Below are 13095 nucleotides of genomic sequence, written 5' to 3' on the forward strand. Positions count from 1 at the left end.
TTTAATTGACAAGCTTATCAACCATTTTTATGATAAATTCGGCACTCTCTTGCGCACTACTCTCTAAAAACTCATCAAAACTAAAACTAGCATCCATATCAGCTGCATCACTAATTGAGCGAAGGATAAAAAATGGAATATTTAGCGCATTACAAACAACTGCAACACTCCCACCTTCCATTTCAAGAGCATCCGCGTTAAATGTGCTTCCTATCCAGTTCTTTCGTTCCTCATTAGCTACAAATTGATCACCTGTCGCAATAATTCCCTCTTGAATACTTTTACCCATCTCTGAAGCAACAACTTTACTTAATTCAATCATATCTTTATCAGCTTCAACAAAAACAGCGCCTTCAGGAACATAACCATACGGATGTCCAAAAGCGGTAATATCTAAATCGTGTTGAGATAGTTTTGTAGCAACTATAAGATCTCCAACTTTTAAACTAGGAGAAATAGCACCAGCAACTCCTGAAAAAAGCAGTTTTGTAGCTCCAAAATGTTCTATCATAGTTGTCGCTGTAAGAGTTGAGAATACCTTTCCAATCTTACTATAAGCGATAACTAGCTCCACGCCTTTATATGTCGCCTCATAATATTTATTCCCAGCATAAGCTGTTGTCTTATATGAGCCTATTTTTTCTAATATTGGAGAGATTTCCTCTGGCATTGCACCCATTATCGCTATTTTCATTTTTTTCCTTATATTACAAATATCTTAGTTATTCTAAAAGTGTTTCTTATACTAGTTACAGATTTGTTCAACTACTTCAAGTAAAGATTTCATATCCGAGATAGTATATGTCTCAAGATCAGGAGCTATTCTTTTATTTAACCCTTTTAAAGTTGCCCCATTACCAAACTCAATGGCAATATCAACCTTGTTAGCTATCTCTAAAATAGATTGTTTATATTTAACTGGTTTTACTAACTGTTCAGTTAAAAGTTCTACTGCCTCGTCCTTAGTTCTGTAAGGCTTAGTTGTTACATTTGAGATTATTGGAGCTTCAAAACTATCATGTATCATACTCTCCATTAAACTTCTTAAAGGAATTTGAGCAGGTGAGAGAAGTTCACAATGGCTTGCCACTGACATATTTAATAATAATGCGCGTTTAGCACCAGCATCTTTAAAGGTCTGCTCTAGTGAAGCCAAGTCATTTTTCATACCAGCAACAACAAGTTGTCCATCTTGATTATAGTTTGCTGGCCAAACTTTTTTACTCTCTTTTTGAGCATCCTTACAAATCTTCTCAACACTCTCATCATCAAGACCCATAACAACCATCATACCAGCTTCAATATCAGCACATGCATCTTGCATAAGTTGTCCACGTCTATGAACAAGTTCAACAGCATCTACATAATCAATTGCTCCGCTTGCACACAGTGCTGAAAACTCACCTAAAGAGTGTCCTAAAAACAGTTCTGCTTTAATATCCGGACATTTTTCTTTAAATAGAGTATAAGCAATTATCTGGATTAGAAGTATAGCTGGCTGTGTATATGCAGTTTGACCAAGCAGATCATGCTCACCAAATATTAACTCATCAAAATTAAGTCCAACTCTTTTTCCAGCTTCTTCAAACATCTCTTTTGCTAGTTGTGAATTTTCATAAAAATCCTTGCCCATTCCAGTTGCTTGTGAGCCTTGTCCAGCAAAAATCATAGCTATTTTTTTCATATGTATCCTTTAGAAGTATTTAGAATTTTCAGATATTTTTTTTCTTAATGTATTTCTATTCAACCCAAGCTTATCTGATAGCTGTAATTGTGATTTAAATTTATGAAGTCCCGCTTTTATTAGGGGTACTTCATAAATATGTAAAAAGTTTTTATAATCATTGTTTGAGCCAAGTTTTTCAAAAAGATACTTTTCAATAATATCCATTAACTCTCTCTCACCAATATTTTGAAGCAAATAGTGTATCACCACCTGCTTTTTTAGCGAGTACGAATTTCTGCTCAAGTCAGGATTAATATTGCTAATTTTAAGTGTTTCTGATTGGCCAAAAAGAGATGCAGCCTCGTTAATATATTTATCAATTAAAATATCAACATCTTCAGGTCTCTCTTTTAATGATGGAATATCAAGCTTAATACTAAAAACTTTATCAACTATTTCATTTTTATATAGATTAGATGCAGTTGCAACTACTCTTATATTCTTTAGCGTAATAAGTTCAAAAATTTTTTTGATATTTGGCGAATTTTCTAAATTTGTAATTATGATACTATTGTTACTCTCAAGAGCAAGTAATAGTTCCTCATAATTTGATGCATCCAAAATAGTTGCATCTGGAAGAATGTAGCTAGCCAGGCTCTTTTTTCCAACACCTTCTTCTCCTATTATTAGAGCATTTACACTAAGTGTTTTTAAAAGAGTGGCTGTTTTAAATGCTTGTGCCCAAGAGGCAGAAGCTGCTATATTTTTAGCATCCACAACCCGTGCCACCACCAGTGCCACAACAATCATCTTGTTGATTTTCTGCTGGAATGCCACTCATCAACTCTTCTGCAGATGCTTCTCTAATATTATTTACAATAACTAAAAAAGACAACTCTTTACCAGCTAAAGGATGATTAAAATCTATAATGACATTCTCATCACCAATTTCTTGTACTACAACTTGAACAGTACCACCATCTTCGCCTTGTCCATATAGACTCATTCCAATCTCTAAATCAATCCCTGCAAATTGATCTTTTGGAACTTCTTGCTTAGCCGCTGCATCATACTCACCATAAGCATCTTCTGCTTTAACAACTACATCTGCTTTTTCTCCAATAGACATGTTGGTAATCGCATTCTCTAAACCTGGAATGATTTGACCTCTTCCAAACATAAAGACAAGTGGCAATCCACCAATGTTACTATCTACTACTTTAGTTCCGTCATTCACTTCGTATTCAATTGATACGATTTGATCTTTTTGTATTGCCATATTATTTGCCTTTAAATTTATTTTTCAGATTTTATCTAACTATTATTTTATTGAGCTTAATTTCTTTTTTGCAATACCAGCTTGAGAACTATCAGGATATTGGCTCATTACAGCATTATAAAATATTTTAGCATTTTTTTTATCATTACTTTTTTCCATAGATATAGCAGTATGAAGAAGAAGCGTTGGCATATAAGTTGCTTTATCGTAAAGAGTTGCACTGTTTTTAAAGTACGCTATTGCTTCAGAATAGTTATTAGTATAGTATTCAATTTCTCCAACCATATAATGAGAATATGCAGGCTTGTAGCTTTTTGATATAAGCTCTTTATAAAGCTCTCTGGACTCTTTGTATAGTTTCTTATTATAAAAATCTTTTGCTTTTGTATCTATCTCTGCATTTGAGAGCTCTTTGCTCTGGATATTTTTTGATTTTGGAGCTATTTTAAGCTCTTTTGCTAGCAGATCTTTAAACTTATTAACATCACTTACCAATGAATTAAACTCATCTTTAGTAACATAAGTCTTATTGATGCGATCAATAAGCTTAGAGATCTCAGCAAGCTGAAGATTTATTTTTTCAATATCTTTGCTATTTACTTGGATTGATTCTGCAACACGTTTGTCATATTCACTCTTATTATTTACACCATCTTCTTGTGATTTTAATTTAAGCTTATTTTCGCGACTTGTAGCACTTATATTTTCAATTATTGTTTGAAGTCCATCAATTCTTTCTCTTAAAGAGTCAACTTCGTTTGCTTGATTATTACTTTTTACAACAACTTTTTGAAGATTTTTTTTAGTTTCAAGTAGTGTAGTCTCAGTGGAAGAGAGACCATAAGGATTTGGATTATTTAGGTCACCAGCACCGAACGCAGATGGTTCGGCACTTAGTAAGTGTGTATATAAGGTTATTGCAAATAAAGCAACTACTCTACAACTTTTCATTAATTATGGTAAAAGTTTAAAGTCAACTCTACGATTTTGTGCCCAGCACTCTTTTGTTTTGTCTGTACAAACTGGACTACTCTCACCAAAACTTACCATAGAAATACGATCAGCATTAACACCCTCAGCAACTAAAGCTTTTTTAACACTCTCTGCTCTTTTTAAACCAAGTGCAAAGTTATACTCATCACTACCCCACTCATCACAATTACCTTCAAGTTTTAATTGAAATTTACTTGCGTTAGCGTTTGCAACTGCAGCATCAGCTGAAAGATCCGCTTGCATATCAGATTTGATACTAAATTTGTCAAAATCAAAATAGATTGTTTTTAACTCTTTTTCTATTCTTGCCATATACTCAGCTGCTGTCTCTGAACTATCAGTAGAAGCTTGTACTGGAGCAACAGGAGCAGCTTGTTCTGAAACAGCAGCACCATCATTAGCATCAACTTGAGGATTTTTATCCCCACATCCACTTAAAACCAAAAGTGCTGCTACAGCACTTGCAAGAACTATACTTTTCATCATTTACTACCTTATGTTTTATTTTCGAAAGTATACCAAAATAAAATTAATTTTTATTTATAATATAAATATATTACCAATCAATTGACTGAATCTTCCCAAACTGTAGTGGAAAGAGGAAATTCTTGTTATGATTTAATCTTATAATACCAACAGAACTCTGTGATTGATAATTCTTTACAAAAATTATTGCATCTCCATCCACAGAAAATTTAGGAAATTCATTTACGCCAACAGCTGTAAGTCTTCTTATAGAATCACTTTCCATTGAAACTAAATGTAGATTAAATGTATTATTTGAAAAGGAATCAGAACTCTCTCTTGCTTTATAGACTACATATTTACCATAAGCACTACACGCTGAATTACTTTTTCCATAATAAACTACCTGCTCAACGCTGCCTGTATTTATATTTAAAGAAAATATATTTGGATATCCAAGTCTATCTGAAACAAAAACAATCTTGTCATTTTCCATAAATTGTCCACTAACATCTATTCCGCCAAAGTTAGTTAACTTTTTAGCACCTTTTGTTTTTGTATCATATAAGAAAATATCTGGTTGACCATTTGGTGCCATTGTTAAAAGTAACTTTGATCCATCCTCATTGACGTCAGAACATATCATCATTCCATCTGATGATTTTATAGTTTTACTTTTTCCAGTTCTTAAATCTATATGTTTTAAGGTTGGTTTTGTTTCATTTAAAGATGTGTAGTAAAATGCATTCTGCTCTTTATTAGCCCATTTAGGAAAAAGATTAAAGCCACCTTTTACGATAACGTGTTGATATGTTAAAGTATAATCAGTAACAACTAACTCACTTCTTTGAGGGGAAATCATTCTTGAGAAAATTACTTTTCTTTTCATCCATTCAACTGGACCTTCTCCCATAAAGTTATTGATATCATATGCTATTGTGTGAGCAACAAACATATATATATCAGAACTATTAACTTTATAATTTTTGTTAAATACAATACCATCTTTACTAAATAGTTTCATCTCAACATTTAGAGCTCTTGCATCATCTTGGCTTAACTTATATCTCAACACATAATTCATATCTTTATTTTCAACAAGAACTCTGCTTGCATCAAAATCTATATTTCTTTGAGCTTTATCCACATTAAAAATAGAGAGTACATTTAAATCTGCAGCAAGTGCTTTAAAAAACTTAATTTTAAAAGTTGAATCATAACTTACAGATGCATCTTCTAGAGCGATAGAGGGTAGTGTGTCAGCTTTTTTTACGACGTCTATAGTAGCATCACTTGCGAACATAGACATGATAACCAATAAAATTGAAACAATAATTTTCAAAATTTACTCCTGCGAAATTAAATTTATTTTATAAGTTCCTGATTTATTATCAGGATTTTTTGGAAAAAGAACATTTGTTAATCTTGCTTTTATTTTGTCACATTCTTTATTAAAACTATCACTATCAGAATATCTAAGTATTCTAAAGTCAATTACTTTTCCAAATGAATCTAGTTCTATAACAGCTTGTACCATTTTACCTTCAGAATTTTCTGGTGGTGAAAAGTGCTGATAAACAAGTGCCTGAATTTTAGCAAAATATTCATTTACTTCCGAACCAGTCGAGCTTTTAGAGTTTTTTTCAGCTTTATCTTTTGAGTTTACTTTTTCTATCTTACTACTAATAGATTCAACTTTGTTTTCAGTAGATTTTTGACTTTTTTTAGACAACTCTTGCATCACTCTTTTGTCTAACTCTTTTTCTATTTTTTTATCTTCTTTTTTTATATCTTTAGTCCAAATTTGACTAAATAAATCATCTATCTTTATCTCTTTTTTTTGAGGTATAGTTTCTGTTTTTTCTTGAGGCTCTTGATTTACTATTGGTTTTTCAATCTCTTTTTCAACCGGTTTATCAATTGCTTTTTTAACGTTTGTTGATTGAACATTTACCATATCTAATGAGACAGAAACAAAATCATCTTTTTTTAACGCATAACTTTTTACATCTTTAGATATAACAATAGCTATAAAGAAGATAATTGTAAAAAAAAGAAAGAGTGAGAGTGATATAAAACCACTTATATAAAAATATGAGTCTTTATTAACCATTAGAAGCTAATGAAACCTCAGTAAAACCAGCTTGCTTTACTGCAGCAAGAACAGACATAACAACACCATAATCTAAACTTTTATCTGCACTTATCAAAACCGTAGCTTTTAAGTCTAATTGCTTTGAATATAGAAAAAAATTATCTAAAAATGCATTTATTTGAAAATTATCTTTGTTCACTTTTAAATTCTTATCTTTATCTATTGTGATATGTACGGGCGGAATTTTGGATAACGATTTAGTTTTTGAACTTTGGGGAAGATTAATTTTTTCTTCATATATCATATTTGGCGCAATTACCATCATAATAGCTAAAAGTACCAACATTACATCCACTAAAGGAGTAATGTTTAACTCTGGTTTTTCATCCCAATTATACGCCATGTATTACGCTTTTCTAGCAATAATAGCATCGCTTTGCATCTCAAGAAAACTAATCAATTCATATGATTTTCTCTTGAGTATCTGATGATACGTATATGCAAAAATTGCAACAAAAATACCTGCAGCAGTCGCCACAAGTGCGTCGGAAACTCCGCCAGCAATAACTGACATACCGCCACTACTTTGTCCTATATGAGTAAATGTGTCCAAAATAGAGACAACAGTTCCAAAAAGGCCTATAAAGGGAGTAGTAGATGCAAAAACAGAAAGAACTGAAAGTCCCTTTGTTGCCTCTTTTGTAGCAGCTATTAAACCTAGTGATAATATATCTTTAGTAACATTTGAGCTAGATCTCAAAAAATTATTTAAATACGATTGAGTGCTTACAGTTGAAGCCCCCATTAAAAGACTCTCTAATGATCTATTCTCTATTTCAAGCCAACTATTTATAGAGAGAAATCTGTAGAAAAAAACCCAGTTAAGTATTATAAAGTACACAGCCAAAAGAAACAATACACCCAGCGTAACTGGATGACTTTTTATATAAAAATCAATAATTTCGTTAATCATTATATTTACAGTAAACTTTGGGCAGCAGACTCTAGTCTAGCAGTTACGGCAACTATTGCAGGATTGTTATCTTTAATAGATTCAATGAGTTCTTTAGCATCGTTAATAGCTTTTGCTACAGCGCTTTCACTATCACCACGAATTGCCACAGCACCTTCAACCAACACTATAACTTTTTTCTCATCAACTTGGACAACTCCCCAGTTAATAAGAATTGATTCGACTGATTTATCTTCTTTTTCTATATCAATCACACCTGCTTCAAGCAGCGTAATTAATGAAGAGTGCTCTGCTAAAACACCAAACTCACCCTCTTCACCAGGAAGAGTTACACTAAGAGCCTCACCATTATAGATGACGCCATTAGGAGTTAGTATTTCAAGTTTTAACTTATCCATATCAGTCCTTTATGAATTACTTCATTTTTTGAGCTTTTTCAATAGCCTCATCAATACCACCAACCATATAGAAAGATCCTTCTGGCATATGGTCACACTCACCACTTAGTATCATCTTGAAACCTTTAATAGTATCTGCTAAAGATACATATTTTCCTGGTGAACCAGTAAATACTTCTGCAACAAAGAAAGGTTGTGATAAGAACTTCTCAATCTTACGAGCACGCTCTACAACGTTTTTATCATCTTCACTAAGTTCATCCATACCAAGAATTGCAATAATATCTTGTAAGTCTTTATACTTTTGAAGTGTTTGTTGAACACCACGAGCTACACTATAATGCTCTTCACCTAAAACTTGTGGATCAAGTAATCTTGAAGATGAATCGAGTGGATCAACTGCAGGATAGATACCTTTTTCAGCAATCTTACGGTTAAGAACTGTTGTTGCATCTAAGTGAGCAAAAACAGAAGCAGGTGCTGGGTCAGTTAAGTCATCCGCTGGAACATAAACAGCTTGAACAGAAGTAATTGAACCATTTTTAGTTGATGTAATTCTATCTTGTAATGCACCCATCTCACGAGCTAATGTTGGTTGGTAACCAACGGCCGAAGGGATACGTCCAAGAAGTGCAGACATCTCTGAACCTGATTGTGCAAAACGGAAGATATTATCAATAAACATCAATACATCAAGACCTTTTTCATCTCTAAAGTACTCAGCCATAGTAATACCAGTTAATGCAATACGGTTACGCGCTCCTGGAGGCTCACTCATCTGACCATAGCACAGCGCAACTTTGTCCAAAACGTTAGAGTCTTTCATCTCATGGTAAAGGTCATTACCCTCACGAGTTCTCTCACCAACACCAGCAAATACAGATAGACCATCATGACCCATTGCAACGTTGTGAATAAGCTCCATAATGATAACTGTTTTACCAACACCAGCACCACCAAATAGTCCAACTTTACCACCTTTAGAGTATGGTGCAAGTAAGTCAACAACTTTGATACCTGTTTCAAACATCTCTGTTGTAGTTGATTGCTCAACTAAAGCTGGAGGTTGACGGTGGATTGACCACATTGGTGCGTCAGTTACTTGTTCACCATCATCAATAGTCTCACCAATTACGTTAAAAATACGTCCAAGTACTTTATCGCCAACTGGGACTTTAATAGGAGAACCTGTAGCAGTTGCATCCATTCCACGAACTAAACCTTCACTCATATCCATTGCAATTGTTCTAACACGACCATCACCTAAGTGTGCTGCAACTTCAAGTACTAAACGAGTTTGTGTACCTTCTAAATTTATATTAACTTCGATTGCTTCATTAATTATTGGAAGATAACCATCAAAATCAACGTCAACAACCGGGCCCATAACCTGGCTAATTTTACCAATCATATTTTTCTCCATTATTTCATAGACTCCACACCACTTATTATCTCAATAAGTTCAGTAGTTATAGCTGCTTGTCTAGCTTTATTAAACTGTACATTTAATGACTTGACCATATCTTTTGCATTATTTGTTGCTGTATCCATTGCTTGCATTCTAGCACTATGCTCAGCAGCAACTGAATCAATTAATGAGTAATACATCGCATATTGCGCATATCTGTTCACTAAAGAATCAAGCATCTTCTCTTCATCTTGAGCTTCAACTTCTAGCATTGACTTCTCTGCTTCATTACACTCAAACTGAGTTGCATCAACAGGTAATACCTTATTTACATGCAATTCTTGTGTTATCATGTTTTTATAACCATTATAAACTAGGTAAAGAGCATCTATTTTTCCATCTTTAAAATCTTCTATAGAAGTTAAGATAAATTGATCTGAAAGCTCTTTGTCAGGTTTTGAACTAAGATTTGCAACAGAGTCAAAAAGTTCAACTTCATTATATTTAAAAAATTCAATACCTTTTTTACCGATTCCACGTAAACGTACTTTTACATTTTTTGTTTTGTACTCTGCTAATAGTTTTTTAACAGCCTTAATAGTTTGTATATTAAATCCGCCACATAAACCTTTATCAGCAGTTACAAAAATAATGTCAATTGTTTTTGGATCTTCAAGCTTGCAAAAACTTCGATTGTCGATCCCTCCAACTTTATTACATTTAATACGTCCAGCAATTTCGGCAATTACCTGATTCATTTTTGCAGCATAAAGACGAGAGCGTTTTGCAAGCTCTTCAGCACGGCGAAGCTTTGCAGTTGATACAAGCTTCATTGCACGAGTCGTCTTTTGAGTGTTAGAAACACTCTTAATCTGTCTTTGAATATCTTTCAAGTTTGCCATAAGTTATCCCTTACGCCACTATAAAGCTAGCTTTGAACTCTTCAAGTGCTTTTTTCATTAATGAGCTAGTATTATCATCTACTTTAGAAGTACTTCTAATATTTTCAAAAATTTGAGGATAAGATGCTTCAATAAATGGATACAACTCAGCTTCAAAACGAACAACATTTGATGGCGCCATGTCATCAAAGAAACCTTCATTACCAGCGAATATAATTAATACTTGCTTCTCAACAGAAAGTGGAGAAAAAGGTGGTTGTTTTAGAACTTCAACCATTCTTTGTCCACGCTCAAGTTGCTTACGTGATGACTCATCAAGATCAGATGCAAACTGAGCAAATGCTTGTAATTCACGATACTGAGCAAGGTCAAGTCTAAGTGTTCCTGCAACTTGTTTAGTAGCTTTGATTTGAGCAGCACCACCAACACGAGATACAGAAAGACCAACGTTAATTGCCGGACGTACACCTGAGTTAAACAACTCAGTCTCTAGAAAAATTTGACCATCAGTAATAGAGATTACGTTTGTTGGAATATATGCTGATACATCCCCTGCTTGTGTCTCAATAATTGGAAGAGCAGTTAAAGAACCAGCTCCTCTCTCATCAGAAACTTTTGCAGCTCTCTCTAATAAACGAGAGTGGATATAAAAAACGTCACCAGGATATGCTTCACGACCTGGAGGGCGGCGAAGGATTAGTGACATCTCACGGTATGCAACTGCATGCTTACTTAAATCATCATAAATGATTAAGCCATGTCTTGCGTTATCACGGAAATACTCACCCATTGTAACACCAGTGTATGGAGCTAAAAATTGAAGAGCTGCTGCTTCAGAAGCTGTTGCTGAGACAACAATTGTATATTCCATTGCACCGTGATCTTCAAGACGACGGATAATTTGAGCTACAGTTGACTCTTTTTGTCCAATAGCAACATAAATACATGCTACACCATTCCCTTTTTGATTGATAATAGCATCAAGTGCAACTGTTGTTTTACCAGTTTGTCTATCACCAATAATAAGCTCTCTTTGACCTCTACCAATTGGAACTAGAGCATCAATTGCTTTAATACCAGTAGCAAGTGGCTCATGAACCGATTTACGAGCCATAATACCAGGAGCTTTTTCTTCAACGAAACGAGTTTCTGTTGTTTCAATTGGGCCTTTTCCATCAATTGGCTCGCCAAGTGCATTTACAACACGCCCAAGAAGCGCATCTCCAACAGGAACACGAAGAAGGCGACCTAATCTTTTTACAGACATACCCTCTTTTAATAATGCGCCTGGTCCAAGAATAACAACACCTACTGTGCTCTCCTCAAGGTTCATAACCAGACCTCTTGTTCCCTCTTCAAACTCTACCATTTCTCCTGCCATAACATTGCTTAGTCCATAAACTTGCGCAACACCATCAGCATATGAAACGATTTTACCTGTCTCATTTATATCAACACTTAGTTCAAAGTTGTCAATACGCTCTTTAATTATTGAGCTGATTTCATCAGCTTGAATTTTTGCTACCACTACACGTCTCCTCTCGTTGAAAATTAAATTGCTTTTATAATATGTTCTATCATTTGACTATTGATTCTTGCTTTTGAGAAACTTATCTCTACGCCAAGATCTTCAACATCTACTTTTATACCATTAAAGTTATCTTTTACAAACTTTAAAGATATTTTAGAATTGAATTTGCTGCCTAATCCATTGCCTAAGTCTGTTATAACTTTTGAGTCAACAACGCTATCGCTATATACGATACCATTGTAAACTTTATTTGTTTTAGCAATATCTTTTCTCATAACCTCTGCTAATGCAGGAATTATATCTATACGATTATGCTCAGCAAGCAGTTTAATTAAATTCTCAACATCTTTATAACCAGCTGATTTAACTGCTGCTAATAAAATTTCTGATTTTTGATCTCTACTTACATCTGGATTATTAATGATCTGAATAAATTTCTTATCATTAAAAGCTTCAGATAATATAGAAAATATCAAAGCTATTTCCTGCATTGCTTCCCCGCTAGAGCGCTGCTTAATAGCTTTGAGATACCTCTTTGCAATCAACTCTTCCATCTATGCCACCTTCTTTAAGATAACATTAGCCATAGCCTCTTTGTCAAAAGAATCATCACTTTGACTTAAAACTTCACTCAATGTGTTTTCAACAACACTTCGAACCATTTTTCTTTGTTCAAATTCCATAAGCGCAGCCTGCTGTTTTACCATTATTTCGATATCAGCCTCGCACTGTGCCATGATTGTGTCATTTAAAACTTTGTTCTCTTTTTTTGAGCTACCAACTAAATCTGTAGCAAACTTCTCAGCTGCTAAAACTTTAGAAAGTGCATCTTTTTTTAGAGACACTGACTCTTTTAACTTATCTTGAACTTTTTTCATCTCATTAGCAATAGCATTGCTTCTGGACGCAAAATAGTTTTTTGCCGGTTCTGCAACTAGGTACCAAATAAGTCCAGCAAACAATAAAAAGTTAACCGTTCTTTGAACAATATCAGTATCTGCATTACCACTAGATGCCAATGCATATGTTGATATCATTAGCATAAATACTAAAATTCTACTCACATTACATCCTTATATTTGACTAAATTTAGCTTTAACAGCTTCTTTAAACAGTGGCATTTGTGATTTCAAATCACCACTTAACTGTTCACGAGTACGAGCAAGTAATTGCTCAAACTCTAAATACTGATTAGCTAATTCAGCACGTTTTGCTTCTATTTTACTCTCTGCTAACTCTTTAGCATCCGCAATAACTTATTCTCTCAGGGCCGAAGCTTCCAATTTAGCATTTACAGTTATTAATTTTGCTTTTGATTCAAGTTCATTGATTTCATCATCATTAAAGCCTACTTTTTCTAGGTCTTTTTTGATGTCTTCATCTCT

At 33.9% G+C, this 13095-nt stretch carries 16 protein-coding genes; all 16 read right to left on the minus strand.

The features are described from left to right. Position 1: 1 nt before the first annotated feature. The 16 genes from PHI38_RS02920 to PHI38_RS02995 all read right to left on the minus strand — a co-directional run bounded on the left by PHI38_RS02920 (position 2) and on the right by PHI38_RS02995 (position 12774). Entirely contained in the window at positions 2-694 is a 693-nt protein-coding gene (locus PHI38_RS02920; RefSeq protein ID WP_299852592.1) for a 5'-methylthioadenosine/adenosylhomocysteine nucleosidase, read from the minus strand. Between the two features lie 51 nt (positions 695-745). Beyond that, complete coding sequence (fabD, locus tag PHI38_RS02925) at positions 746-1684, minus strand: ACP S-malonyltransferase (protein ID WP_299852595.1); 939 nt, start codon at positions 1682-1684, stop codon at positions 746-748. 9 nt (positions 1685-1693) lie between these two features. Next, positions 1694-2503 carry a Fis family transcriptional regulator gene (locus PHI38_RS02930; protein ID WP_299852596.1) on the minus strand — a complete coding sequence of 270 codons (810 nt, stop codon included), beginning with the start codon at positions 2501-2503 and terminating at the stop codon, positions 1694-1696. Next, the gene (locus PHI38_RS02935; RefSeq protein WP_299852599.1) at positions 2433-2945 is read right to left on the minus strand and encodes a peptidylprolyl isomerase; all 513 of its coding nucleotides are present in this window, start codon (positions 2943-2945) and stop codon (positions 2433-2435) included. Before PHI38_RS02935 ends, PHI38_RS02930 begins: the two co-directional genes overlap by 71 nt. A 42-nt stretch (positions 2946-2987) precedes the next feature. Next, complete coding sequence (locus PHI38_RS02940; RefSeq protein WP_299852602.1) at positions 2988-3896, minus strand: tetratricopeptide repeat protein; 909 nt, start codon at positions 3894-3896, stop codon at positions 2988-2990. A gap of 3 nt (positions 3897-3899) precedes the next feature. Continuing rightward, positions 3900-4421, minus strand: coding sequence for a peptidoglycan-associated lipoprotein Pal (pal, locus tag PHI38_RS02945; protein ID WP_299852605.1), 522 nt, complete (start codon positions 4419-4421; stop codon positions 3900-3902). A gap of 73 nt (positions 4422-4494) precedes the next feature. Continuing rightward, positions 4495-5745, minus strand: a complete 1251-nt coding sequence (tolB, locus tag PHI38_RS02950) for a Tol-Pal system protein TolB (RefSeq protein ID WP_299852608.1) — start codon at positions 5743-5745, stop codon at positions 4495-4497. A 3-nt stretch (positions 5746-5748) separates the two neighbouring features. Beyond that, a complete protein-coding gene (locus PHI38_RS02955; RefSeq protein WP_299852611.1) occupies positions 5749-6516 on the minus strand; it encodes a TonB C-terminal domain-containing protein in 768 nt (255 codons plus the stop codon). Then, complete coding sequence (locus PHI38_RS02960; RefSeq protein ID WP_299852614.1) at positions 6509-6901, minus strand: biopolymer transporter ExbD; 393 nt, start codon at positions 6899-6901, stop codon at positions 6509-6511. The genes PHI38_RS02955 and PHI38_RS02960 overlap by 8 nt, the downstream gene beginning before the upstream one ends. 3 nt (positions 6902-6904) lie before the next feature. Then, the gene (locus PHI38_RS02965; RefSeq protein WP_299852617.1) at positions 6905-7471 is read right to left on the minus strand and encodes a MotA/TolQ/ExbB proton channel family protein; all 567 of its coding nucleotides are present in this window, start codon (positions 7469-7471) and stop codon (positions 6905-6907) included. 5 nt (positions 7472-7476) lie between these two features. Next, positions 7477-7869 (minus strand): ATP synthase F1 subunit epsilon, encoded by a 393-nt coding sequence (gene atpC / locus PHI38_RS02970; RefSeq protein WP_299852620.1) that lies wholly within the window; start codon positions 7867-7869, stop codon positions 7477-7479. Positions 7870-7885: 16 nt separating this feature from the next. Then, positions 7886-9280, minus strand: a complete 1395-nt coding sequence (atpD, locus tag PHI38_RS02975; RefSeq protein ID WP_299852623.1) for a F0F1 ATP synthase subunit beta — start codon at positions 9278-9280, stop codon at positions 7886-7888. An 11-nt stretch (positions 9281-9291) separates the two neighbouring features. Further along, the gene (atpG, locus tag PHI38_RS02980; RefSeq protein ID WP_299852626.1) at positions 9292-10179 is read right to left on the minus strand and encodes an ATP synthase F1 subunit gamma; all 888 of its coding nucleotides are present in this window, start codon (positions 10177-10179) and stop codon (positions 9292-9294) included. Between the two features lie 10 nt (positions 10180-10189). After that, a complete protein-coding gene (gene atpA / locus PHI38_RS02985; RefSeq protein WP_299852629.1) occupies positions 10190-11707 on the minus strand; it encodes a F0F1 ATP synthase subunit alpha in 1518 nt (505 codons plus the stop codon). A 23-nt stretch (positions 11708-11730) separates the two neighbouring features. Then, positions 11731-12264 carry a F0F1 ATP synthase subunit delta gene (locus tag PHI38_RS02990; protein ID WP_299852632.1) on the minus strand — a complete coding sequence of 178 codons (534 nt, stop codon included), beginning with the start codon at positions 12262-12264 and terminating at the stop codon, positions 11731-11733. Then, on the minus strand, positions 12265-12774 hold the full coding sequence (locus PHI38_RS02995) for a F0F1 ATP synthase subunit B (RefSeq protein ID WP_299852635.1): 510 nt from the start codon (positions 12772-12774) through the stop codon (positions 12265-12267). Positions 12775-13095 lie beyond the last annotated feature (321 nt).

It is taken from the genome of Sulfurimonas sp., from assembly GCF_028694895.1.
Taxonomy (GTDB): domain Bacteria; phylum Campylobacterota; class Campylobacteria; order Campylobacterales; family Sulfurimonadaceae; genus Sulfurimonas.

What these genes read in the sequence shown, in the direction of transcription:
- atpD (WP_299852623.1), bottom strand. Translation starts at nt 9,280, where the DNA reads ATGATTGGTAAAATTAGCCAGGTTATGGGCCCGGTTGTTGACGTTGAT.
- PHI38_RS02965 (WP_299852617.1), bottom strand. Translation starts at nt 7,471, where the DNA reads ATGATTAACGAAATTATTGATTTTTATATAAAAAGTCATCCAGTTACG.
- atpC (WP_299852620.1), bottom strand. Translation starts at nt 7,869, where the DNA reads ATGGATAAGTTAAAACTTGAAATACTAACTCCTAATGGCGTCATCTAT.
- atpG (WP_299852626.1), bottom strand. Translation starts at nt 10,179, where the DNA reads ATGGCAAACTTGAAAGATATTCAAAGACAGATTAAGAGTGTTTCTAAC.
- fabD (WP_299852595.1), bottom strand. Translation starts at nt 1,684, where the DNA reads ATGAAAAAAATAGCTATGATTTTTGCTGGACAAGGCTCACAAGCAACT.
- PHI38_RS02990 (WP_299852632.1), bottom strand. Translation starts at nt 12,264, where the DNA reads ATGGAAGAGTTGATTGCAAAGAGGTATCTCAAAGCTATTAAGCAGCGC.
- PHI38_RS02940 (WP_299852602.1), bottom strand. Translation starts at nt 3,896, where the DNA reads ATGAAAAGTTGTAGAGTAGTTGCTTTATTTGCAATAACCTTATATACA.
- pal (WP_299852605.1), bottom strand. Translation starts at nt 4,421, where the DNA reads ATGAAAAGTATAGTTCTTGCAAGTGCTGTAGCAGCACTTTTGGTTTTA.
- PHI38_RS02960 (WP_299852614.1), bottom strand. Translation starts at nt 6,901, where the DNA reads ATGGCGTATAATTGGGATGAAAAACCAGAGTTAAACATTACTCCTTTA.
- PHI38_RS02935 (WP_299852599.1), bottom strand. Translation starts at nt 2,945, where the DNA reads ATGGCAATACAAAAAGATCAAATCGTATCAATTGAATACGAAGTGAAT.
- PHI38_RS02920 (WP_299852592.1), bottom strand. Translation starts at nt 694, where the DNA reads ATGAAAATAGCGATAATGGGTGCAATGCCAGAGGAAATCTCTCCAATA.
- PHI38_RS02955 (WP_299852611.1), bottom strand. Translation starts at nt 6,516, where the DNA reads ATGGTTAATAAAGACTCATATTTTTATATAAGTGGTTTTATATCACTC.